Genomic DNA, 21,802 nt, shown 5'->3' with positions numbered 1-21,802 from the left:
GACAGGAAAACGGGCCTCTTCCACAGGTGGGAGAGGCCCGTTTCCATTGGCACGTTCCTTCTGCTTTCCCCGATCCGTCAGGGCCGGGGAAAGGGAAGGGATCAGGGACGTTCGGAAATCGGGGTGAAGTCGCGCTGCGGGGAGCCGACATACAGCTGGCGCGGACGGCCGATGCGCTGGCCCGGTTCCTCGATCATTTCCTTCCACTGGCTGATCCAGCCGGTGGTGCGCGCCACGGCAAACAGCACCGTGAACATGCTGGTCGGGATGCCCATGGCCTTGAGGATGATGCCGGAGTAGAAGTCGACATTCGGATACAGGCTGCGCTTGACGAAATATTCGTCGCTGATCGCGATCTTTTCGAGTTCGATCGCAAGGTCGAGCAGCGGATCGTCCTTGATGCCCAGTTCGCTCAGGACTTCGTGGCAGGTGGCCTGCATGATCTTGGCGCGCGGGTCGAAGTTCTTGTAGACGCGATGGCCAAAGCCCATCAGGCGCACGCCGCTGCTCTTGTCCTTCACCTTGGCGATGAAGTCGGGGATGTTGTCCTTGTGCCCGATCGCGGCCAGCATCTTCAGCACGGCCTCGTTCGCGCCACCATGCGCAGGTCCCCACAGCGCCGCGATGCCGGCGGAGATGCAGGCGAACGGATTGGCCCCCGTGGACCCCGCAAGGCGCACCGTGGAGGTCGAGGCATTCTGCTCATGATCCGCATGCAGGATCAGGATACGGTCCATGGCGCGGGCAAGCACCGGATTGATCTTGTACGGCTCACTGGGAACCGCGAACATCATGGACAGGAAGTTTTCCGCATAGGACAGGTCATTGCGCGGGTAAATGAAGGTATCGCCCTGCGTATAGCGGTAGGCCCAGGCCGCAATGGTCGGGATCTTCGCGATGATGCGCATCGCGGACAGGTTGCGGCTTGCCGCGTTGGAGATGTCGATCCCGTCATGATAGAAGGACGACAGCGCGCCGACCGTGCCGCACAGGATCGCCATCGGATGCGCGTCACGACGGAAACCGTTGAAGAAATTGCGGATCTGTTCATGCAGCAGGGTATGATGCTTGATATCCGTCACGAAGGCGTCATAGGCCTTCTGGTCCGGCAGTTCGCCATTGAGCAGGAGATAGGCGACCTCCATGAAAGTGGCTTTTTCCGCCAGCTGTGCAATCGGATATCCCCGGTGCAGCAGGATGCCCTTTTCACCATCGATGAAGGTGATCTTGCTGGTGCACGACGCCGTCTCGCCATAGCCCGGATCAAAGGTGAATACGCCAGCCTGCGCAGGCAGCTTGCGGATATCAACGACATCCGGCCCCAGCGTACCGGACAGAACCGGCAGCGTTGCGCTCGTTTCGCCTAGCGAGATAGTCGCGGTTTTTCCTGACTCTCTCATCAAACACTTCCTCCTGGTCGTCCGCCGTCGCTGTCGCGGTATGGCGAAACGTGTCTCCAACCTTGGGGCAGCCTGTCGTTCTGGCGACAGTTTCGTGCCTGCCCACGTTTTATGTGCCCACCCGTCCGATGCGGATCATGGCGGGCGTTAAAACCGAGATAAGGACGAAATGGCATCCATGGCAATCCGGGGCAGCCATGCCCGGGAGGCATCAGTCACACAGGGCGCGATACAGTTCCATTTCGGAATTCCGGTTATTATTCCACGGAATTGCGCTGAAAAAGCACGCCATCGCGGCTGGGGGGAAGCCAAATGACAGGGCAGGGGGCAGGCTACCCGAACTGTCGCGTCCCGCCAGTTCCACGACCAGGTTTCCAATCCCCGGATTGTGGGATAAGACAATGATATTGTTGTATTTTTCATCAACCTCGCACAGCACGTCACGGATACGGTCCGCAGAGGTTTCGTAAAGTGCGTTCACATATTGGACATCGGGCGCGCGATCTCCGAAAAATGATCCCATTCCCGTCCATGTTTCACGCGTACGCACGGATGGGCTGACCAGCGCAAGGTCGGGAACGAACCCGATCGCCTGCAGGTCGCGACCGCGCTGGCGGGCGGCCTCGCGTCCCTGCGGGGTCAGCGGACGGCGGATATCGGCATCCATCCCGAAATCACCAAAGACCGCAGGCCGCGCCTGCGCATGGCGCATCAGCACGAGCCGGCGCGCGGAATGCCGCCAGCCTTCCTCGAGACCTGACATGCCGTGGGATCTCAGGACTGGGGCCTGTCATCGGCATGGCGGGCGATGGCCTCATGATGCCGGATGACTTCCTTGATGATGAAGGCGAGGAATTTTTCCGCGAAATCGGGATCAAGATTCGCGCTGCGGGCCAGTGCGCGCAGACGTTCGACCTGCTGGGCTTCGCGCGCCGTATCGGCCGGGGGCATCTGGTAACGGGCCTTCAGGCGTCCGACGGCCTGCGTATGGCGAAAACGCTCCGCCAGCAGGTAAACCAGCGCCGCGTCGATATTGTCGATGCTGCGGCGCAGTTCCAGCAGGGCGTCGCGCGCTTCGTCCGGCACGGCCGTCACGGGTGTTTCGTTCATGTAGGTCAAGGCTCCCAGTAAAGTCGCAATAGGAATACCAGCAAACGCCGGGGGAAGCAGGTCTGCAGGACGGGGTCCATCAGGATGAGGGGATAGGTATGCTCATGCCCCGGCGGGGGCAGGCTCGATCCCCGGCAGGTCGATCCATGCCAGATGGCCACCCTTGCCCGCGCCGGTATCCGTAAAGATGGCTGTCCCCCCAGCCCGCCCCGTGCGCACCCATGGCCGCCCGTCTGTAGAACGCCGGTCATGCCCGCAATAGACGGTATAGCCCGCGGGAATGTGATCCACCCAGTTCAGACGCCGTTCGGGATATCCGTCCTTCTGCATCCGGCCGGTCGTCTCTCCGAACAGCGCGCGGGAAAGGAGGGGTGTGACCGTGCCCAGCCCGGGGGGCGGGGCCTCGTCCAGCATGCGCACATGGAAGCCCCCATGCACGAAGACATATTTCCCCAGCACGATCCATGCGGGCGCCATTGACAGGTCATCTATCGCACGCAGGCGCACATCTTCATTCTCCGGCGCCAGAAACTGCGCCAGCGTTTCCATCAGGGGCGGGTCACGCCGCATCTTGCGCCCATGCAGGGCCCGGGCAAGCTTGCGGTCATGGTTGCCCAGCACGAACAGTCCGCGCCGTTCGTCGATCAGTTGCTGCATCAACCGGAACGTCCCCACGCTATCGGGACCATAATCCACCAGGTCCCCCAACTGTATCAGGAACCGGTCGGTTGCCGCCGCGTGCCGGAACGCATGCAGGTCACCATGCACATCCCCCACGATGCGGATGCGGCGCCCCCCGATCATCCGGGCAATCGCATCATTATCGGGCGCTGACGGGTGGTGGCGCGGACTCTCCACCGGATCGCCCCCCGTGGGCGGAACAGGCACGCGGGAAGGAAAACCGGGAGGAGAGGCGATGTCACCCGGAAAGGCATGGGGAAGATGGGAGGGTAATCGACGTCTCAAACGAAAATCCTCTCCCTGAAAATGAATGACGGCCCATCGCCGCTTCCTGACCGAACCATAGCAGAGCAGACGCACCAAAGATGCGCATATCAGGACTATTATCCATCAGGATAACGATCCTTGCACTACCCGCAAACACAGGGATGGCTTGCCTTGACGTCTCCACGCTGTTGCGCATCGACAATAGATAACGCTTCGGATGCCTGGTCCATGCGAAAATCACATGCCTATGTTGCGCATAATCATATCCAGATCCGTCGCTAGAGCAATCGTGAAGCCGGTGATGCAGGCGCGGTGCAACTGTCACACGCTTTTGTTGTGACGCCCGCCCCGAGACGGAGAACAGATGTCAGGAGGGAAAACGATGCGCATTCCCCCATATCGCCTGCACCGTAACAATCCTGTAAGGGGAAACGTCACGGCACGAACCGGCCGGCAGGGCCGGCACATGGGAATGCGCACCGGGTGGCCTGCGCGCAACGGGGGTGTAAAAGCGCCCCCATGCCGCACGGGGCCATCACCGACGACAAACCGGCCCGGTGCAGCAGATGCGCTGGCGCACACAAAAAGACTTTGAGGGAAAGTTCATGATCGACCACACCCGAATCCGGAATACGGCGCTCCGGGCAAAGATCACGACCGCAGAACAGGCTGCGTCGTTCATCAAGCCCGGCATGACGGTCGGCACCAGCGGCTTTACCGGCGCAGGCTATCCCAAGGCGGTCCCAGAGGCGCTGGCCGCCCTGATGGAAAGTGAACATGCCAAGGGCAACGATTTCCGTATCCGCCTGCTGACGGGTGCCTCCACCGGGCCGGAACTCGACGGTGCGCTGGCCAAGGTCAACGGCATCTCCTTCCGCATGCCCTACAACTCCGACCCGACGCTGCGCGCGCGCATCAACAAGGGCGAGACCGAATATCTCGACATGCATCTCAGCCATGTCGCGCCGATGGCATGGGCCGGGTTCTTTGGCGAGATCGACACCGCCATCATCGAGGCCACCGCCATCCGCGAGGACGGCAGCATCGTGCCGTCCTCCTCGGTCGGCAACTCCAAGACATGGCTCGACACGGCAAAACAGGTCATCATCGAGGTCAACAGCTGGCAGGACAGCGCGCTGGAGGGGATGCACGACATCTGGACCGGCACCGCGCTGCCGCCGCACCGCCAGCCCATTCCCCTGATCCGGCCTGACGAACGCATTGGCGAGACGTCGCTGCGGGTGGACCCGGCCAAGATCGTGGCCATCGTCGAAACCCATGCGCCCGACCGCAATGCGCCGTTCAGCCCGCCCGATGCCTCGGCCAAGGCCATCGCAGGGCACCTGATGGAATTCTTCCGCCACGAGGTCGCGCGTGGCCGCCTGCCGCAGTCGCTGCTGCCGCTGCAGTCGGGCGTGGGCAATGTCGCCAACGCCGTGATGGGCGGACTGGAGGAAGGGCCGTTCGAAAACCTGACCGCGTTCACCGAGGTGATCCAGGACAGCATGCTGGGCATGCTGGAAACGGGCAAGATGCGCGTCGCCTCGGCCACCGCATTCTCGCTCAGCCCCGAAGCGGCGGAATCGCTGAATGCCCGCATGCGGGAGTTCCATAAGAAGATCATCCTGCGCCCGCAGGACATCAGCAACCATCCCGGCCTGATCCGTCGCCTTGGCTGTATCGCGATGAACGGCCTGATCGAATCCGACATCTATGGCAACGTGAACTCCACGCAGATCATGGGCTCGAAGATCCAGAACGGAATCGGCGGCTCGGGCGACTTTGCCCGCAATGCCTACATCTCCGTCTTCATGACGCCCTCGACGGCAAAGGGGGGCAAGATTTCCGCGATCGTGCCGATGGCGTCGCATGTCGATCACATCACGCAGGATTCGCAGGTCCTGGTGACCGAACAGGGCCTGGCCGACCTGCGTGGCCTGTCACCCAAGCAGCGCGCCGAAGTCATCATCGCCAACTGCGCGCATCCCGACTATCGCCCGATGCTGCAGGATTACTACAAGCGCGCCCGCGCCGGGTCGTTCGGGCAGCAGTCGCCGCACCTGCTGACCGAAGCCCTGTCATGGCACCAGCGCTTCATCGAAACGGGCTCCATGCTCCCGTCCTGAGCATGACGGCGGGCCAGTCCGTCCGGCAGGACGTGCTGGCCCAACCTGCGCCATGCCGTTATGGCGTCAGGAAGATACGGCCTGCGCGGGGGATGCGTTCTCCTGCGCGACCATGGCCGACGCACGTTCCAGGTCGATCGACAGCACGCGACTGACCCCGCGTTCCTGCATGGTCACGCCATACAGCCGGTCCATATGCGCCATCGTCAACTGATGGTGGGTAACGACCAGGAAGCGCGTACCGGCCTCCGCCACCATATCGCCAAGCAGGCCACAGAACCGGCCGACATTGGCATCGTCCAGTGGCGCGTCAACTTCGTCGAGCACGCAGATCGGCGCGGGATTGCAGCGGAAGACCGCGAAGATCAGCGACAGTGCCGTCAGCGCCTGTTCCCCACCGGACAGCAGCGAAAGGGTCGCCAGTTTCTTGCCCGGCGGCTGGGCATAGATTTCCAGCCCCGCCTGCAGGGGATCGTCATTGCCGACCATGCCCAGATGCGCCCGCCCGCCATTGAACATGCGGGTGAACAGTGACTGGAAATGCTGGTCGATCTGCGAAAAGACCGCCATCAGCCGTTCCCGGCCTTCACGATTGAGGTTACCGATCGTCCCACGCAGCCGGGCTATCGCGGATTCAAGCTCCGCGCGTTCGGTCATGATGGTGTTGATCTGCTCTCCCGCCTCGTTGGCCTCGATCTCCGCTCGCAGGTTCACCGGCCCCAGTTCCTCACGCTGCCGCGCAAGGCGGCCAACCTTGCGCCGCAATCCCGCCTCGGCCGTCTCGCTCAGGTCCGTGGGCACGATACCGGCCGGGGGCTGAGATTCCGCAAGGAGTTGGGCAAGGATGGCATCGGCCTGCTCCTGCCTGCCTTCGGCGCGCAGCACGTCCTCACGCATGCCGATCATCGCGGCATCCGCCTTTTCACGCGCGGCCTGCGCCGCAGCCAGCCTGTTTTCCGCCACCTTCAGCGCTTCCGCCGACTGGTTGTGGCGCTCCTCCGCCGTGGACAGGTCGGTGGCGACGGCTTCGCTGCGTGACGTGATCTCCTCGGGCTGCAGGGCCGTGCGCGCATGCTCTTCCCGCGCGACACGCAGGCGCTCGTGCGTTGCCGCCACGTCGCGCTGTGTCGCCTCCACACGTTCGCGCCATTCCGCCAGGCCGGCAACGGCCGTGGCAATACGCTGGGTCAGGGTGTCGTGTTCCGTGCCGATACGTCCCAGCAGGTCACGCAATTCCTGTTCCGCCTGCCGGGTCGCGACCGTTTTTTCCCGCAACGCCTCAAGCTCGCGGGCCAGTACGTCACGATCGGGCAGGGCTGCCTGATCCGCAAGGATACGCGCGCAGGTTTCGGACACGGTGGCCAGTTCCCGCGTCACCTCATCAAGGCGCGGTTCCTGCGCATCAAGGATGCTGCGGATCTCATGCTGCCGGTTTCCGGCTGCGGTCCGGGCCTGCGTTGCGTCCTCAAGGGCCTTTTGCGTCCGATCCCGGCCATCCTGTGCGGCGGACAGGCGTTGCGCGGCACCTTCCGCCGCCTGCTGCGCCGCTTCCAGCGTGGCCGTGGCCTGCGCCGGCGGCGGGAGTGACGCCTGATAGGCCTGCGCGCGTTCATGATCCTGCCGCGCCTGCGTCAGGTCCTGCACCATGCGGGCAAGGGCAGGCGTGATCGCCTGAAGCCGCGTCTCGGCCTCACCATGGCGGTTGGTCGCTTCGTTAAGGGCACGCCGCGCCGCTTCGAGTTTACCCTGAGTCTCCTGCCGCGCCTGGCGGGCCTGCGCTTCCTCCTGCCGGGCCGCGACCGCGGCGGCGGCTGCACGCTCAAGTTCCGTCTGCAGCAGGGCAGGGGCAGGCTCGGCCTCTTCCTCATGCTGCGCGGCCTCCAGAGTCTGGCGCGCCTCGGCATCGGCGGCACGCGCAGCTTCGAGTTGCACGGCAATCGTGTCCAGACGCGCGCGCACCGCCGCATCCTGCCGCCCGAGTTCCGCTTCATGCCGCCGTAACTGGCCGAGTTTCTCCTCGACACCGGCCCGCCGGGCGCGGATTTCCTTCATGGCCACGGTGGCCGCATCCAGTGCGGCCTGCGCGTCATCCGCAGCCTGCCTGCGACCCGGAAGTTCGGCCCGCAGCCGCTCAAGTTCCGCACGGATATCGCGCAGCCGGTTGATCTGGCGCAGTTTCAGCGCCGCGCGACTGGGCAGGTTTCCGGCAAGCCGGTACCCATCCCACCGCCACAATGCCCCAGCGCGCGTTACAAGGCATTGCCCCGGCGCAAGCTGGCGCTGCAATGCGTCGCCATCCGCCCCATCGTCAAGCAGACCGGCAAAGGCGAGGACGCGCGCCAGTGCCTCCGGCGCGTCAATCAGGGAGCGCAGGGGACGGATGCCACCCGCTGGAAAATCCGGGGCATCAAGGACCGGCAGGTCACGCCACTGCCGCGCCGCCCCGGATGAAACCGATGCCTCCAGCCCTTCGGCCAGCACGACGGCGAGGGCGGTCTCCAGCCCTTCGGGAATATGCAGCAGCGTGGCAAGGTCGGGGGCATCGCTGTCCTGCGCCGCGCCATCGGCGGCAAGGGCCTTGGCCAGTCCGTCGGCCTCGGCCTCCATGCCCGTCACGGTAGCGGTCAGTTCGCCCAGACGCCGTGCCTGTGCCTCGCTTTCGGTGCGGCTGTCGGCAATCCGCCGTTCAGCCGCCTGCAGGGCGTCCTCCGCGCTGGCATGATCCTGCTCGGCCGCCTCGCGCGCCGCGATGGCGGCATCCAGTTTTCCGGGGGGCAGGGCCTCGCGCTCGATCCGGGCGGTTTCTTCCGTGAGGGAGGCCAGTTGGGCCGCTGCCCGGGCGCAGGCGGAACGTGCGGCACGGGTGGCCTGCTCCAGCGCACTACGCCGCGCGGCGGCCTGCTCCACACGGGCTCGGACTTCCATTTCCATCGCCGCACGTTCGGTGCGCACCACCTCCGCGCGTTCCAGCACCTCCCGCGCGGCGTCAAAGGCAGCTTCGGACGTCGCGACATCGCGTTCCAGCGCCGCCATCCGCTCCTGCGCCACCAGCAGTCCGCGTGCCTCCGCCTCGCGCTGGTTCAGCGCGGCATGATCGCGCTGCAGGGTCTCCAGCCGTGCAGTCGCCTGCTCCAGTTCCTGTGCGGCCTGTTCGTGCTGGCGACGGCTCTCCGCCGCCTCGTTGCGCGCGATATTCGCCTTCAGCACGCAGTCGGACTGATGCTGTGTCGCCGTTTCCAGTTCGGCGCGGGCCTGCCGGGCGGCCTGCGTTGCCGCCGCCACCGTCGCGTCAAGCGCCGCAAGCGTTTGCGCATCGGGCATTTCCGCACGCAGGCGCGCGACCTCGGCGGCGATGTCATCATGGCGGGCCTGCAGTTGGGCCTGCCGTTCGCTGGCGGCCGTGCGGGCTTCCTCCATCTGGGTGAAACGCAGTTGCGCCTCCCGCGCGGCGACGCTGGCCTTTTCAAGGGCCTCGCCCTGATCGCGCAACTGCGTCTCCAGACGGGCGAGTTCTTCACGCGCCTGCTCCCGGCGGCCGGGCAGGGCCTCAAGGGCGGCCTGCGCGTCCGCATGCTCCGCCTCCAGGCGTTCCAGCATGCTTTGGGCGTCCCCCAGACGCGCAAGCGCGGCTTCATGATCGTCCTGACACTGCCCAAGGCGGCCCTGTGCCTCCGCCACGGCGGCATTGGCCCGCGCGACTTCGGCCGCGATATTTTCCGCCATCACCCGGTGCCGTTCCAGCAGGCTGCGCTGGGTGTCGGCCTGCGTGCGCAGGCCGGGCAGGGCCTGTGTCGCCTCGAACTGCGCGATGGTGGCATCCTCGGCCGCCTGCTCGGCCGCAACCAGCGCCTGGCGGGTGGCATGCAGGGTCTCGCGCGCCTGCGTCACCGCATTGCGCGCGCGGGCATGCAGCAGCGCGAGCAGCATGGTCTCGCTCTCACGCAGGCCCTGCGAAAGTTCGCGATACCGCGCGGCCTGCGTCGCCTGTGCCTGCAGGTCGCCAAGGCGTGCCTCAAGCTGGAGGCGCAGGTCCTCCGCACGTTCAAGGTTCGCTTCGGTTGCGCGTAGTTTCAGTTCCGCTTCATGCCGCCGGCCATGCAGTCCGGTAATCCCGGCGGCTTCTTCCAGAATTGTGCGCCGCTCTTCCGGACGGGCATTCACAAGGGCGGAGACGCGCCCCTGGCTGACCATCGCGGACGAACGCGCCCCCGACGCCAGGTCGGCAAACAGTGTCTGCACGTCACGCGCGCGCATGGCCTTGCCATTGATGCGATACCCGCTTCCCGCGCCACGTTCGGCACGCCGGACAACCTGCAGTTCATCCTGCCCCTGGAACGGGGGCGGGGCGACCTCGGCCGTGCCTTCCAGCGACAGCGTGACCTCCGCCGTGTTGCGCGCGGGGCGCGCTGCGGTGCCTGCGAAGATCAGGTCATCCATTTCCCCACCGCGCAGGGACCGCGCGGACGTTTCCCCCATGGTCCAGCGCAGGGCCTCGACCACATTCGACTTGCCGCACCCGTTGGGGCCGACAATACCCGTCAGGCCCGGCAGGATCTCGATGGAAGCCGGATCGGCAAAGCTCTTGAACCCGGCAATGCGAAGGCGGACGAAACGTGCTGTCATGAAGAAACCGGCTGCCTTGGAAAATCAGGAAAGGGATTCAACCTTCTGGGCGAACTGCTCATAGGTCAGTTCCTGCGAGACCTGTTCCTTGTCGTTGAAACGGAAGGTCGGGGTGCCGTCGATCTTGTACTGGGCCTGGGCGCGGTCTTCCTCGTCCATGATGGCATGACGCAGCTTGTCATCGGCCAGCGTCTGCTGGAACTGGTCCGCCGACATGCCCGCAAGCGCCGCCATCTTGCGCAGTTCGTCCTGCGGATTGACGTCCTTGCCAAACGCCCAGCGGTCCTGGCTGGCGAGCAGGGCCAGCACGAACGCCTCATAACGCTCGCCGGGCAGGGCGCGGGCGATCATCGCGGCCGACAGCGCGACCTGGTCCAGCGGGAAATCACAGAAGATGTAATAGACCTTCCCCGTATCGATCAGCTTGCTGCGGACCTCGGGGAAGACTTCCTGCGAAAAGCGCGCGCAGTGGGTGCAGGTCAGGGAGAACCATTCCTCGACATGCACCTTGGCAGATGGATTGCCCAGCGCCCGGATCGCAAGGCGCGGGTCGGCCGCCTGCGCCCGCGCGCCCGAAGCCACCCCGGCGCCAAGGAGCAGGGCCGGCGCGGCGGAAGCAAGCAGTGTGCGACGTTTGATAAGCATTGCAGCGGACCTCCGGATAAGAAAACGCATCGTGATATCGCAAAGAACTGTCAAAGGACGGGTGCGTCAAGGCCAGTGACGCCCGACCATGGCCACCAGCACGGCTGGCTGGCCTGTCGGACGTCACCTGCGTATCACGCGACCGGGACGGGCGCGTCCTATTTCTGTGGCGCGGGGACCGGGTCCGCCACGGGATCGGCAACGGGACGCACCCGCAGTTTGCGGATGTGGCGGGCATCCGCATCAAGGATGCGAAAGACCGTGCCGCTTTCATGCGTCACGACCTCGCCACGGGTGGGCACATGGCCAGCAAGCCGGAAGACGAGACCGCCCACCGTCTCGATTTCCGCCTCGCGCTCATCCTGCGTCAGGATGGGGCCGGTGCGCTGTTCGAATTGCGCGATGGGCAGGCGCGCATCGACATCGAACGTGCCGTCATTGCGTTCCTGCAGCATCGCCACCGTGGGTTCGTCATGTTCGTCGGAGATGTCGCCCACGATGGTTTCGATCAGGTCCTCGATGGTGACCAGTCCGTCGATCCCACCATATTCGTCGATCACAAGCGCAAGATGCACATGCCGCAGCCGCATCTGCAACAGCAGGTCCAGCACCGGCAGTTGCGGCGCCACCATCAATGGCTGGCGCAGCAGTGGTTCGATACTGAACGCCTCGCTGGTGCCGAGATAGGCGATGAGGTCCTTCACATGGATCATGCCCACGATGTCATCAAGCTGGTCGCGATAGACCGGCATGCGCGAATGGTTTTCGCGCCGCATCATCGCCAGCGCCTCGTCCAGACTGATGGAGGCGGGCATGGCCACGATGTCGGCACGCGGGATCATCACGTCATCGGCGGTAATGCCCCGCAGGCGCAGGACATTGGCCAGAAGCGCCCGTTCCTGCCGGTCCAGTTCCGAGGACGGGGATTCCGTCGTGTCGTCAGCCGCCGCGTCAGCTTCCTTGACCAGCGCCGCGATCGAATGGCGCAGGCCCTGGTCACTGTTGCGCCGCCGCCCGAACAGGGACAGGAAACCACGCCCGCGGGGCGGGGGCGCCGCCGCGCCGGTTTCCGACGGGGAAGGGGTGCGCGTCATCGTGCGGCCCCGGCCGCGCGGCCATTGCGATGCTTCCACGGGTTGGGGATGCCCATCCGCCCCAGGATGCGCGCTTCCTCCATTTCCATGGCGCGCGCGTCGCCCGCATGGTGATGGTCATATCCCGACAGGTGCAGCACGCCATGGACCAGCAGGTGCATCATGTGGTTGCGCACCGTGCGCCCCGCCGCCCGCGCCTCCCGCGCGACCGTGGGGAAGGCAAGCATGATGTCGCCGCCCCACAGCCACGCGCCCGAACCCGCCGGGGCGTATTCGAATGTCAGGACATTGGTGGGCCTGTTCCTGTCGCGGTGAAGGTGGTTCAGGCGCTGCACGGTGCGGTCATCCGCCAGAACGACGCTTACGCCCCCCGACACGCCCAGTTCACGCATCGCGGCCCGGACCGCGCGTTTCACCTCGCGTGCCGGGTCACGCATTGCCATATGCCAGCGCCGGTCGGTAATGCTGACATCAATGTCATCGCCAAAGGGCGATTGTGGGACCGGCCCGTCATCCTGACCGACGGGCCTGGTATCTTCATGCACCCCGTCCGGTGAAGGGACGGGGGCTATTCTACTTCGCGGTTCCATTGTTCTCCTGCCGCGATCTGGTGCGCGTGGCCTCCTTGCTGGCCTCGGCACGCTGATCGTATGCATCCACTATACGCGCAACCAGCGGATGACGCACTACGTCACGCGATTCAAACCGTGTCATGGCAATCCCGGGCAGCCCCTCGAGCGTCTCCACCGCCTCGCGCAGGCCCGATGTCACGCCGCGCGGCAGGTCGATCTGGCTCAGGTCGCCGGTAATGACCATGCGAGTGCCCGTGCCCATGCGGGTCAGGAACATCTTCATCTGCGCGGATGTCGTGTTCTGCGCTTCATCAAGGATCACGAAACTGTGCGCCAGCGTGCGGCCGCGCATGAAGGCGAGGGGGGCGACCTCGATCTCCCCCGTGGCCATGCGGCGCACCACCTGGTCCCCCGGCATCATGTCATGCAGCGCGTCATAGAGCGGGCGCAGGTAGGGGTCGATCTTGTCCTTCATGTCACCGGGCAGGAAGCCCAGCCGCTCCCCCGCCTCGACGGCGGGACGGGACAGGACGATGCGGTCCACCTGGCCGGCCTGCAGCATGGCGACGGCCTGCGCCACGGCAAGGTAGGTCTTGCCCGTGCCCGCAGGCCCGATGCCGAAGACCATTTCCTGCCGCGCCAGCATGTCCATGTAGCGCGCCTGCCCGGCGGAACGCGGCGCAATCGCGCCACGACGCGTCATGATGGTGGGAAGGTCGGCCACGCGCGCGGCCGCGACCTCCGGCCGCGCAAGGGGGGAGACAGGGGCCATGGGGCGCGGATCCTTTGACGTGTCGCGAGAGGTGTCCGGGGCGGAAAAAAGCTGGGCGGACATGCGGATGGCCGCATCCACTTCCCCGCTATCGAGGGCATGGCCCTCCTGCAGGCGACGGTACAGCGATGTCAGGGCGGATTGCGTCACCGCAACACGTTCGGGGCTTCCGGTAATGGCGATCCTGTTGCCCCGGCATGACAGCCGCACGTCGAACCCGCGCTCAAGGTGGAGGAGATGGCGGTCATGTCCCCCCACAAGCTGCGCAAGCAGGGCATTGTCATCAAACTGCATCGTCACGGTATGGGTGCCGGACGCCGCGGGCGGCCTGCCGTTGACGGAAGGATTCCGGCCGCCCTCGGGGCGGCGGGACGGGATCATGGATGCCGCGTGTTCTCTCAAGCCCTCTCTGTCTCCCCTGTCAGCACACCACCGAGTGAATTGGTGTACAGCTTCACGATATCGACCTCCGCCACCTGTCCGATCAGGCTGTCGGGACCTTCGACATGCACGGCCTGCAGATACGGGCTCTTGCCTGAAATCTGCCCCGGCTTGCGCCCGCGGCCGGTGAACAGCACACGCACACGCTGCCCCACGCTGGCCGCGTTGAAGGCATCCTGCTGTTCACGCAGCAACGCCTGCAACCGCTGCAACCTTGCGTCCTTCACATCCTCCGGCACCTGCGCGCCGGCATTCGATGCCGGCGTGCCCGGACGCGGCGAGTATTTGAACGAGTATGCCTGAGCAAAGCCGACGTCGCGGATCAGTTGCATCGTCTGTTCAAAATCCTCATCGGTTTCGCCCGGATGGCCGACGATGAAGTCCGACGACAGCGCAAGGTCTGGCCGCGCCGCACGCAGGCGCACCACGAGGTCGCGGTATTCCTGCGCCGTATGCCCACGGTTCATCGCCGCAAGGATCCGGTCCGAACCCGACTGCACCGGCAGGTGAAGGAACGGCATCAGCGCGGGCAGGTCGCGATGGGCCGCGATCAGGCCGTCACCCATGTCCCGCGGATGCGACGTGGTGTAGCGGATGCGTTCGACCCCGACCCGGTCGGCCAGTTCCGTCGCCAGTCGTGCAAGATCCCATGTCGCGCCATCCGGGCCTTCGCCGTGATAGGCATTGACGTTCTGGCCCAGCAGCGTGATTTCGCGCACGCCATGCGCCACAAGCCGGCGCGCCTCCTCCAGCACGGCGGCAACGGGACGGCTTGCTTCCGCGCCACGGGTGTAGGGCACGACGCAGAAGGAGCAGAACTTGTCACACCCTTCCTGGATGGTCAGGAACGCCGCCCCGCCTTCCGGCACCTCGCGTTCGGGGGGGAGGAAGTCGAATTTCTGCTCCACCGGGAAGTCGGTCTCGATCACGGCGCCCGCAGCACGGGCGGCACGGGCGACCATTTCGGGCAGGCGATGATAGGTTTGCGGCCCCAGCACGATATCGACATAGGGGGCACGGGCCAGGATCTCGCGCCCTTCCGCCTGCGCCACGCATCCCGCCACGGCCAGAACGGTCTGCTGCCCGGCCTGCGCACGGGCTTCCTTGACCAGGCGCAGCCGCCCGAGTTCGGAAAACACCTTCTCCGCCGCGCGGTCACGGATATGACAGGTATTAAGGATGATCATGTCGGCGCGGTCGGGCGCATCGACCGCCTCGTAGCCCAGCGGGCGCAGGACATCGGTCATCCGCTCGCTGTCATACACGTTCATCTGACAGCCCCACGTAATGACATGCAATCCGCGTGCCTGCTTGCCGGACCGCGCGCTGGTGGCGCAGGGAAGGGGGGTCATCTCATTCACGCAAACGGGTTCCTTGACATCGGGCGGGACGATCCCGCGGGGCGGCGCAAACACATCGTGTGTGTCGCGCGGATGGTCAAGACCCGAAACCACATGTCATAAAGGACGAAGGACCCATATCGTGACATTATCCCCCGATGGGATGACCGACTCATGTATCGTGCCCACCGATCATGGCGGATGACGCAGGGGTTTTGTCAAGGACAGTTTTGGCATTCCCGCCGCCACGGGACGGCCCGGATGACCGGCACACGCCGGGGCCATGCCCCGTGGTCTTGGGCCTGCACCCGCATTCCATGGCCATGTTCACCTTATGACCATATTTGGCCCTTAATTCTGGCCTCGACCCGGATGGCCTGAATGGATATGGGTTTGAATATGCGTCACCGGAATGCCAGATACCCAGACAGAGGGATTTTCCATATCACCATGCGCAGACTCCGTGCTTAACATGCCTGTGGCAGGTGGATGGATGACAGAACCGGGAATGGGGACGGCTTGACGTTTTTGCGTCACTTTCTGACGACACGGCAATCGTGGCCCGCACCGGCTGAAACCGGGACATTTTCGCGCAAGTCCCCATGGCGGATGCCAGCATGCCTGACCACCATGACGCTGTGCATGGCCGCGCTGTGCATGGCCGGAGCACCCGCGCATGCGGCCGACCCGCAGCCCTACGTCACCGTGATCCATCCCACCGGGAATGCGGACCTCGACGCCGCCGTGCGCGCGTCCTCCGACCTGCTGGGGCTGCAGAAGACCCATACCGTCAGCCCGTTCGCCCTTGTCGGGCGCATCCACAACGACTACGCCCGCATCCGCAGCGCGCTGGAAAGCTTCGGTTATTACGCCCCCACGATCGCAATACAGGCGGCGATCGCCTCCAAGAACGGGACATCAACGCCGCAGGACGGGCATGACCCCGACCTGCCGGAATGGATGCAGGCCATCCCCGCCAGCCAGAAGATGGAAATCAGCGTTTCCATCACCAAGGGGCCGCAGTACCATATCGGCGCCATCAGCATCGTCGCGGCAAAGGGGCAGCCTGCGGTAAGGCTCGACGCCCACGAAAATGAGGCGCTGGGCATCAGGAGCGGGGATCCCGCGCTGGCCGCTACGATCCTCAAGGCCCAGTCACAGCTCCAGACGACACTTGCGGAAGAGGGATATGCGCTGGCCGATGTCAGCACGCCGCAGGCCTGGCTGCGTCCGCAGACACGCACCATTGATGTCGCCATCACGGTGACGCGCGGGCCTGTGGTCAACCTTGGCGCCTTCAGCTTCAGCGGGCTGCGCCGGACCCATCCGGCCTACGTCGTGCGGCGCCTGACCATCGCGCCGGGCGAACTGTACCAGCCGTCACGCATCGAAGCCGCCCGGCAGGGCCTGTCGTCGATGGGGGTATTTTCCGACGTGCAGGTCCATCACGACCAGAAACTGGCCTCCGACGGGACATTGCCGCTGGATTTCAGTTTCGCGGAATCGAAACTGCACAGCGTCGGGGTCGAGGGCGGATATTCCACCGACCTTGGCGGGCGCGTGGGCGTGTCGTGGACGCATCGCAACCTGTTCGGCAATGCCGAGCGCCTGCGCCTGACCGCGCTTGCCACCGGACTTGGCGGTTCGGCCGAACAGGGGCTGGGCTATGACCTGTATGCCGACCTGATGAAGCCGGATTTCGGGTCTCGCAACCAGAACCTCAGCGCCCGGATCGAGGGGATCCGCCAGCTTCTGTATTCCTACCGCCAGACCGCCGTGCTGGCCCGCGCGGGCATCGTGCGCCGCATCAGTTCGCACTGGAACGTCGCCTTTGGCGGGGAAATAGAGCAAGAGCGCATCGACCAGATGTCACGCACGAACAGCTACTTCATCGCCTCCCTGCCGCTGAGCGCGACCTATGACGGGACCGGCGTGGACAACCCCATCATGCCCGCGACCCACGGCGTGCGCATCAGCATGAATGTCACGCCCTCCGCCTCGCTGGAGGACGGGACATCGTTCTTCATGATCATGCAGGCGACGGTCTCGACCTATTTCGACCTCGCAAACCTCGGGCTGGCGCGAAAGGGACGCAGCGTGTTCGCCGTGCGCGGGACGATCGGCAATGTCGAAGGGGCCTCCACCTATGCCATCCCCCCCGACCAGCGGCTGTATGCCGGTGGCAGCGCGACCGTGCGCGGCTATCGCTACCAGGGGGTGGGACCACAGTTCCCCAACAGCCGCTATGCCATTGGCGGCACGTCAATGGATGCGGGGTCGCTGGAATACCGGCAGCGCATCTTGCAGAAATTCGGCGCGGTCGGCTTTATCGACGCGGGACAGGTGTCCGACGGCAGCACGCCGTTCAAGGGAACGCTGCGTGCGGGCGCGGGCGCGGGGGCACGCTACTACACGCCCATCGGGCCGGTGCGGCTGGACATCGCGGTCCCGCTCAACCGCCCGCCACGCGGCGATAAATGGGAACTGTATGTCGGGTTGGGGGAAACGTTCTGATGAGCGAGACGCAGGAACCAGCCCGTCCCGCCATCTGGCGGAAACTGCTGAAACTCGGCGGACTGCTGCTGGGCGTGCCTGCCGGGCTGGTGGTGCTGGCGTTCGCGCTGATCCTTGTGGGGGCCAATACCGGGATGGGCCGCCACGAAATCGAACGCCGCCTGCCGGGCCTTACGGGCGGCAGCGTGCGGATGACGGGGCTGTCGGGGCGGTTTCCTGATTCGCTACGGATCGCGCATCTTGAACTTGACGACTATCGCGGCACCTGGCTTGCAATCGACGACCTTGCGCTGGACTGGTCGCCCCTGCGCCTGCTGCTGCGCAGGGCGGTGGTGGACAATATCACCATTGCCCACCTGTCCATTCCACGCCTGAGCGAGGAAGACCCCGCGCACCCGTCGCCGCCGGGCAAGCCGGGCAGCGACAACCTGCATATGGGCGTGGATATCCGCCATGCCCATATCGCACGCATCGATGTCGGCGCGCCCATCGCGCGCCTGCCCGCGACCTTCAGCCTGGACGGGCATGCGCGCCTCGCGGATATCGCGCCCGTCCTCAATGGCATATCGGTCGCGACGCTGCCTGCGGCCGACATCGACCTTGCGGTCCATCGGCTGGACCGGCCGGGGCAACTGTCGGTCCACACGGTGCTTGATACCGGCACCCTGGCACTCGATGTCCATGCCCATGAGGAGAAAGAAGGGTTCCTCGGCACGCTGAGCGGCCTGCCAATGCTCGCGCCGCTCAACCTCGACATGCATGCCAGCGGCCCGCGTGACCACAGCACCCTTGCGCTGGCGATGCAGGCGGGCGCGGCACGGGCACAGATCGACGGGCAGGTCGGGCTGATCCACCATGCCATGCGCCTGCGCGCCAGCCTTGACGCCCCGGCCATGATGCTGGGGCCGGATACGGGATGGCAGTCGATCGCGCTGCGCACCGAACTTGGCGGGACGATGGAACGCCCCACCGGGCAGGGCACCCTCGATATCGGGCAACTGAACCAGGGGGCGACCGGCCTCAATACCCTGCACGCCGTCTTCAGCGGGCTTTCGGGTCAGGGCGCGGGCGATGCCATCAACGTCCATGCCGATATCGACGGACTGCGGATACCGGGCGCGCATCCCACCGTGTTTGCGGCACGCCCGGTTGCCATCGACCTGACATGGCACCCCGATGCGCAGGGCGCGCCCGCCGACATCACGGTGCATCACGACCTGATGCAACTGAAGGGGAACATCCGCACCACGGCCCCGCGACAGGGCGACGTGACGCTCGACCTGCCGCAACTCACCCCGCTTGCGGCACTCGCCTCCACCCGACTGGACGGCAACGCGCACCTGCATGCGAATTTCGACGTGCCGGACGCGAAAACGGCGGGACGGGTCGCACTTGATGGTCAGGTGGCGTTGACGGGCGGGCAGGCACAGGCCGTCGGCCTGATCGGCAGGACGGGACAGGTGCAGGTGATGGCCAGCCTGCCGCCCGCCGACGGTTCGCCGCGCATCATGCGCCTGCAGACCCTGACGGTGGATGGGCAGACCCTGCATCTGGATGCGAGCGGCGGCACGGTCACGCTGTCATCGCCCACGCAACTCGACCTCACGGCACGGCTTGCGCTGCTTGACCTGCAGAAACTCGCGCCCTCCCTGCGCGGGCAGAGCAATGTGACGCTGACGGCGAAGGGACCGGTCAACGACCTTGCCGCGATCGTGCATGCGCAGACACAGATCGGAACGCCACAGATCCAGCCGGGGAACCTGACGACCGACCTGGATTTCCGCCACCTGCCCGCAGTGCGTGAAGGACAGGCCACCATCAGGGGGACGCTCGATCACGCACCAGTCGCACTGGCCGCATCACTGGCGACGGACGGGGACGGGACACGCCACCTGCGCCTTGCGCAACTGTCGTGGAAAAGCCTGTCAGGACAGGCGGACATGGCCCTGCCGGAAGGGCACATGGTGCCATCGGGCACGATGGACATCCATATGGCGCGACTGGCGGACTGGCGCGACCTTCTGGGGCATGACATCACCGGGCATGTCGCAACCGCCGTACACACCACCGCCGGCACGGCGACGGTGCCGCCGGTCGTCTCGCTCAACCTTGACGGGGCCATCGGTTCGCCCTGGGCCAATATCGGGCGGCTGCAACTTGGCGGCACGATCCGCGACCCGGTGGATGCACCGCACCCGGACCTGGACCTGCGCATTGACAATGCGGCCATCAACGATATCCGGGCCAATGCCCACGTCACCGCAAAGGGGCCGCTGAACGCCCTGCTGGTCAGCGCCACGTCACGCCTGAGCACGACGCAACTCGGCCCGGCGGGCTTTGATACGGCGCTGCTGCTGGACATCCCTGGACACAGGGCCACGGCGCGCACCCTGTCGGCCGAGGCACGCGGCGAACGGCTGCAACTGCTGGCCCCGGCTACCGTCAATTATGGCGCGACACTGGGCGTCGATCATGTACGCGCGAGCCTTGCACCACCGCAGGGACAGGCCGCAAGCCTCGACATTGCCGGGTCGGTTCGGCCGGCCCTCGACCTCAAGGCCGACCTTGCGCATGTCACGCCAGCACTGCTGCGCCCGCTGATGCCGTCGCTGCGCGCGGAAGGCGAGATCTCGGCCCAGGCGCGGCTGACCGGGATACTGGCGCGACCGGGCGGGCGGATTGCGCTGCAGGCCGAAGGACTGAAATACCATACGGACTATACGTCCTCCCTTGCCGCCGCCAGCCTTGACGCGACTGCGGTGCTGAACGGGGCCACGGCGCGCGTGGACGCCAGCCTCAATGCCGGGCGGCAGGTCGCGCTGAGCGTGAAGGGGGAGGCGCCGACCAGCATGAACGGCACGCTGGCGCTGCATTCCGCCGGCACGATCGACCTGGCCGCGGCGAACGCCTATCTCGGCGCGCAGGCCCGGCAGGCGGGCGGCATGCTGCGGATGAACGTGGATGTCCGCGGCACGCCGAAAGTCCCGCTTGTCTCCGGCACGCTCGACCTTGCGGACGGCACGTTCCATGATTACGCGCAGGGCGTGCAGCTTTCGGCAATCAGGGGCAGCGTGCTGGCGCAGGGCAACCGGCTTGTCATCCAGTCGCTCAATGCCAACGCGGGCAAGGGGACCATCACGGCCGCAGGGTCCTATGGCATATTCGAACCCGGACATCCCATTGACCTGACCCTGACGGCACGCAATGCCCGCCCGCTGGCGAGCGACCTCATCACCGCGACCCTTGACGCCAACCTGAACGTCAAGGGGCAGCTTGCATCACGCATCAACGCAGGCGGGGATATCACCCTGTCACGCGTGGACGTGAACATTCCGGATTCCCTGCCGACATCGGTCGCGCACCTCAATGTCATCCGCCCCGAAGACGCCACGACGCCTGCCCAGCAGCCGCAATCCCCGCTGGTCATCGGCCTTGACCTTGCGCTGCGCTCCCCGGGGCAGTTCTTTGTGCGCGGGCATGGGCTGAATACCGAAATGCACGGCAACCTGCATCTGGGCGGAACCACCGACACGCCCGTAGTGACATGGTCATTTTCCATGGCCAAGGGCACCTTCGCCCTTGGGGGAATTTCACTCAGCTTCAGCAAGGGCAAGGTCGGGTTCGATGGCATGGGCGTCACCCACACCATCGACCCCAGCCTTGATTTCGTGGCGGAGCGCAGCACGAACGAAGGCACGGCGCGACTGAATGTCGGCGGTTACGCCAGCGCGCCGAAGATCACCTTCTCCTCCACCCCGCCGCTGTCGCAGGACCAGATCCTTGCGATCCTGCTGTTCGGAACGGATTCACAGTCGCTGTCGCCCACGCAGATGGCGGAAATCGCCTCGGCCATCGCCACCATCAGCGGCGGCTCGGCCTTCGACCCGCTGGGCATCGTGCGCAAGACGCTGCATCTCGACCGCCTGCAGATGAGCAGTTCGTCCAACGGTTCGGGCGGCAACGACACCGGCAGTATCGAGGCCGGGAAATACGTCATGCGCGGCGTCTATGTCGGGGCGAAACAGGCGACATCGGGGTCCGGCACGCAGGCACAGGTGCAGGTGGACCTGACCAAGCGCCTCAAGCTCAACACGACGGTCGGGACCGGCGGCAACGTGACCGGCTTCACGACCCCTGAAAATGACCCCGGCAGCAGCATCGGCCTGCTCTACCAGTTCAATTACTGAGGCATGTTCCAGGGCAGGGCACTGGTCTGG

13 protein-coding genes are annotated in these 21,802 nt (G+C 65.5%); 3 read left to right on the top strand and 10 right to left on the bottom strand.

Annotated elements, in window-relative coordinates:
• Nucleotides 1-101: 101 nt before the first annotated feature.
• From gltA to KMAL_RS00185, 4 genes are all read right to left on the bottom strand, one after another.
• Nucleotides 102-1,400, bottom strand: a complete 1,299-nt coding sequence (gene gltA / locus KMAL_RS00200) for a citrate synthase (protein WP_110093755.1) — start codon at nt 1,398-1,400, stop codon at nt 102-104.
• 211 nt (nt 1,401-1,611) lie between these two features.
• Complete coding sequence (locus KMAL_RS00195) at nt 1,612-2,163, bottom strand: SixA phosphatase family protein (RefSeq protein WP_110093754.1); 552 nt, start codon at nt 2,161-2,163, stop codon at nt 1,612-1,614.
• A gap of 11 nt (nt 2,164-2,174) precedes the next feature.
• Nucleotides 2,175-2,510, bottom strand: a complete 336-nt coding sequence (locus KMAL_RS00190; protein ID WP_110093753.1) for a chorismate mutase — start codon at nt 2,508-2,510, stop codon at nt 2,175-2,177.
• A gap of 102 nt (nt 2,511-2,612) precedes the next feature.
• Complete coding sequence (locus tag KMAL_RS00185) at nt 2,613-3,314, bottom strand: metallophosphoesterase (protein WP_110093752.1); 702 nt, start codon at nt 3,312-3,314, stop codon at nt 2,613-2,615.
• A gap of 749 nt (nt 3,315-4,063) precedes the next feature.
• Here KMAL_RS00185 and KMAL_RS00180 point away from each other — a divergent pair.
• The gene (locus tag KMAL_RS00180; protein WP_110093751.1) at nt 4,064-5,584 is read left to right on the top strand and encodes an acetyl-CoA hydrolase/transferase family protein; all 1,521 of its coding nucleotides are present in this window, start codon (nt 4,064-4,066) and stop codon (nt 5,582-5,584) included.
• Between the two features lie 66 nt (nt 5,585-5,650).
• Here the strand turns inward: KMAL_RS00180 and KMAL_RS00175 are convergent, their stop codons facing one another.
• The 6 genes from KMAL_RS00175 to miaB all read right to left on the bottom strand — a co-directional run bounded on the left by KMAL_RS00175 (nt 5,651) and on the right by miaB (nt 15,083).
• Nucleotides 5,651-10,207 (bottom strand): AAA family ATPase, encoded by a 4,557-nt coding sequence (locus tag KMAL_RS00175; protein WP_110093750.1) that lies wholly within the window; start codon nt 10,205-10,207, stop codon nt 5,651-5,653.
• A gap of 24 nt (nt 10,208-10,231) precedes the next feature.
• Nucleotides 10,232-10,852 carry a thioredoxin domain-containing protein gene (locus KMAL_RS00170; RefSeq protein ID WP_110093749.1) on the bottom strand — a complete coding sequence of 207 codons (621 nt, stop codon included), beginning with the start codon at nt 10,850-10,852 and terminating at the stop codon, nt 10,232-10,234.
• 158 nt (nt 10,853-11,010) lie between these two features.
• Nucleotides 11,011-11,946, bottom strand: coding sequence for a hemolysin family protein (locus KMAL_RS00165; protein WP_110093748.1), 936 nt, complete (start codon nt 11,944-11,946; stop codon nt 11,011-11,013).
• Nucleotides 11,943-12,491 carry an rRNA maturation RNase YbeY gene (gene ybeY / locus KMAL_RS00160; RefSeq protein WP_239019860.1) on the bottom strand — a complete coding sequence of 183 codons (549 nt, stop codon included), beginning with the start codon at nt 12,489-12,491 and terminating at the stop codon, nt 11,943-11,945. The genes KMAL_RS00165 and ybeY overlap by 4 nt, the downstream gene beginning before the upstream one ends.
• A gap of 28 nt (nt 12,492-12,519) precedes the next feature.
• Nucleotides 12,520-13,671 carry a PhoH family protein gene (locus KMAL_RS00155; protein WP_408887869.1) on the bottom strand — a complete coding sequence of 384 codons (1,152 nt, stop codon included), beginning with the start codon at nt 13,669-13,671 and terminating at the stop codon, nt 12,520-12,522.
• 17 nt (nt 13,672-13,688) lie between these two features.
• Nucleotides 13,689-15,083, bottom strand: coding sequence for a tRNA (N6-isopentenyl adenosine(37)-C2)-methylthiotransferase MiaB (miaB, locus tag KMAL_RS00150; RefSeq protein WP_110093910.1), 1,395 nt, complete (start codon nt 15,081-15,083; stop codon nt 13,689-13,691).
• A 630-nt stretch (nt 15,084-15,713) separates the two neighbouring features.
• Here miaB and KMAL_RS00145 point away from each other — a divergent pair.
• Both KMAL_RS00145 and KMAL_RS00140 read left to right on the top strand, forming a co-directional pair.
• Nucleotides 15,714-17,585, top strand: a complete 1,872-nt coding sequence (locus KMAL_RS00145) for an autotransporter assembly complex protein TamA (RefSeq protein WP_239019877.1) — start codon at nt 15,714-15,716, stop codon at nt 17,583-17,585.
• The gene (locus KMAL_RS00140; protein ID WP_110093745.1) at nt 17,585-21,772 is read left to right on the top strand and encodes a translocation/assembly module TamB domain-containing protein; all 4,188 of its coding nucleotides are present in this window, start codon (nt 17,585-17,587) and stop codon (nt 21,770-21,772) included. Before KMAL_RS00145 ends, KMAL_RS00140 begins: the two co-directional genes overlap by 1 nt.
• Nucleotides 21,773-21,802 lie beyond the last annotated feature (30 nt).

It is taken from the genome of Novacetimonas maltaceti (assembly GCF_002906255.1).
GTDB lineage: Bacteria > Pseudomonadota > Alphaproteobacteria > Acetobacterales > Acetobacteraceae > Novacetimonas > Novacetimonas maltaceti.
This window is presented reverse-complemented; position numbering and strand designations above follow the sequence as displayed.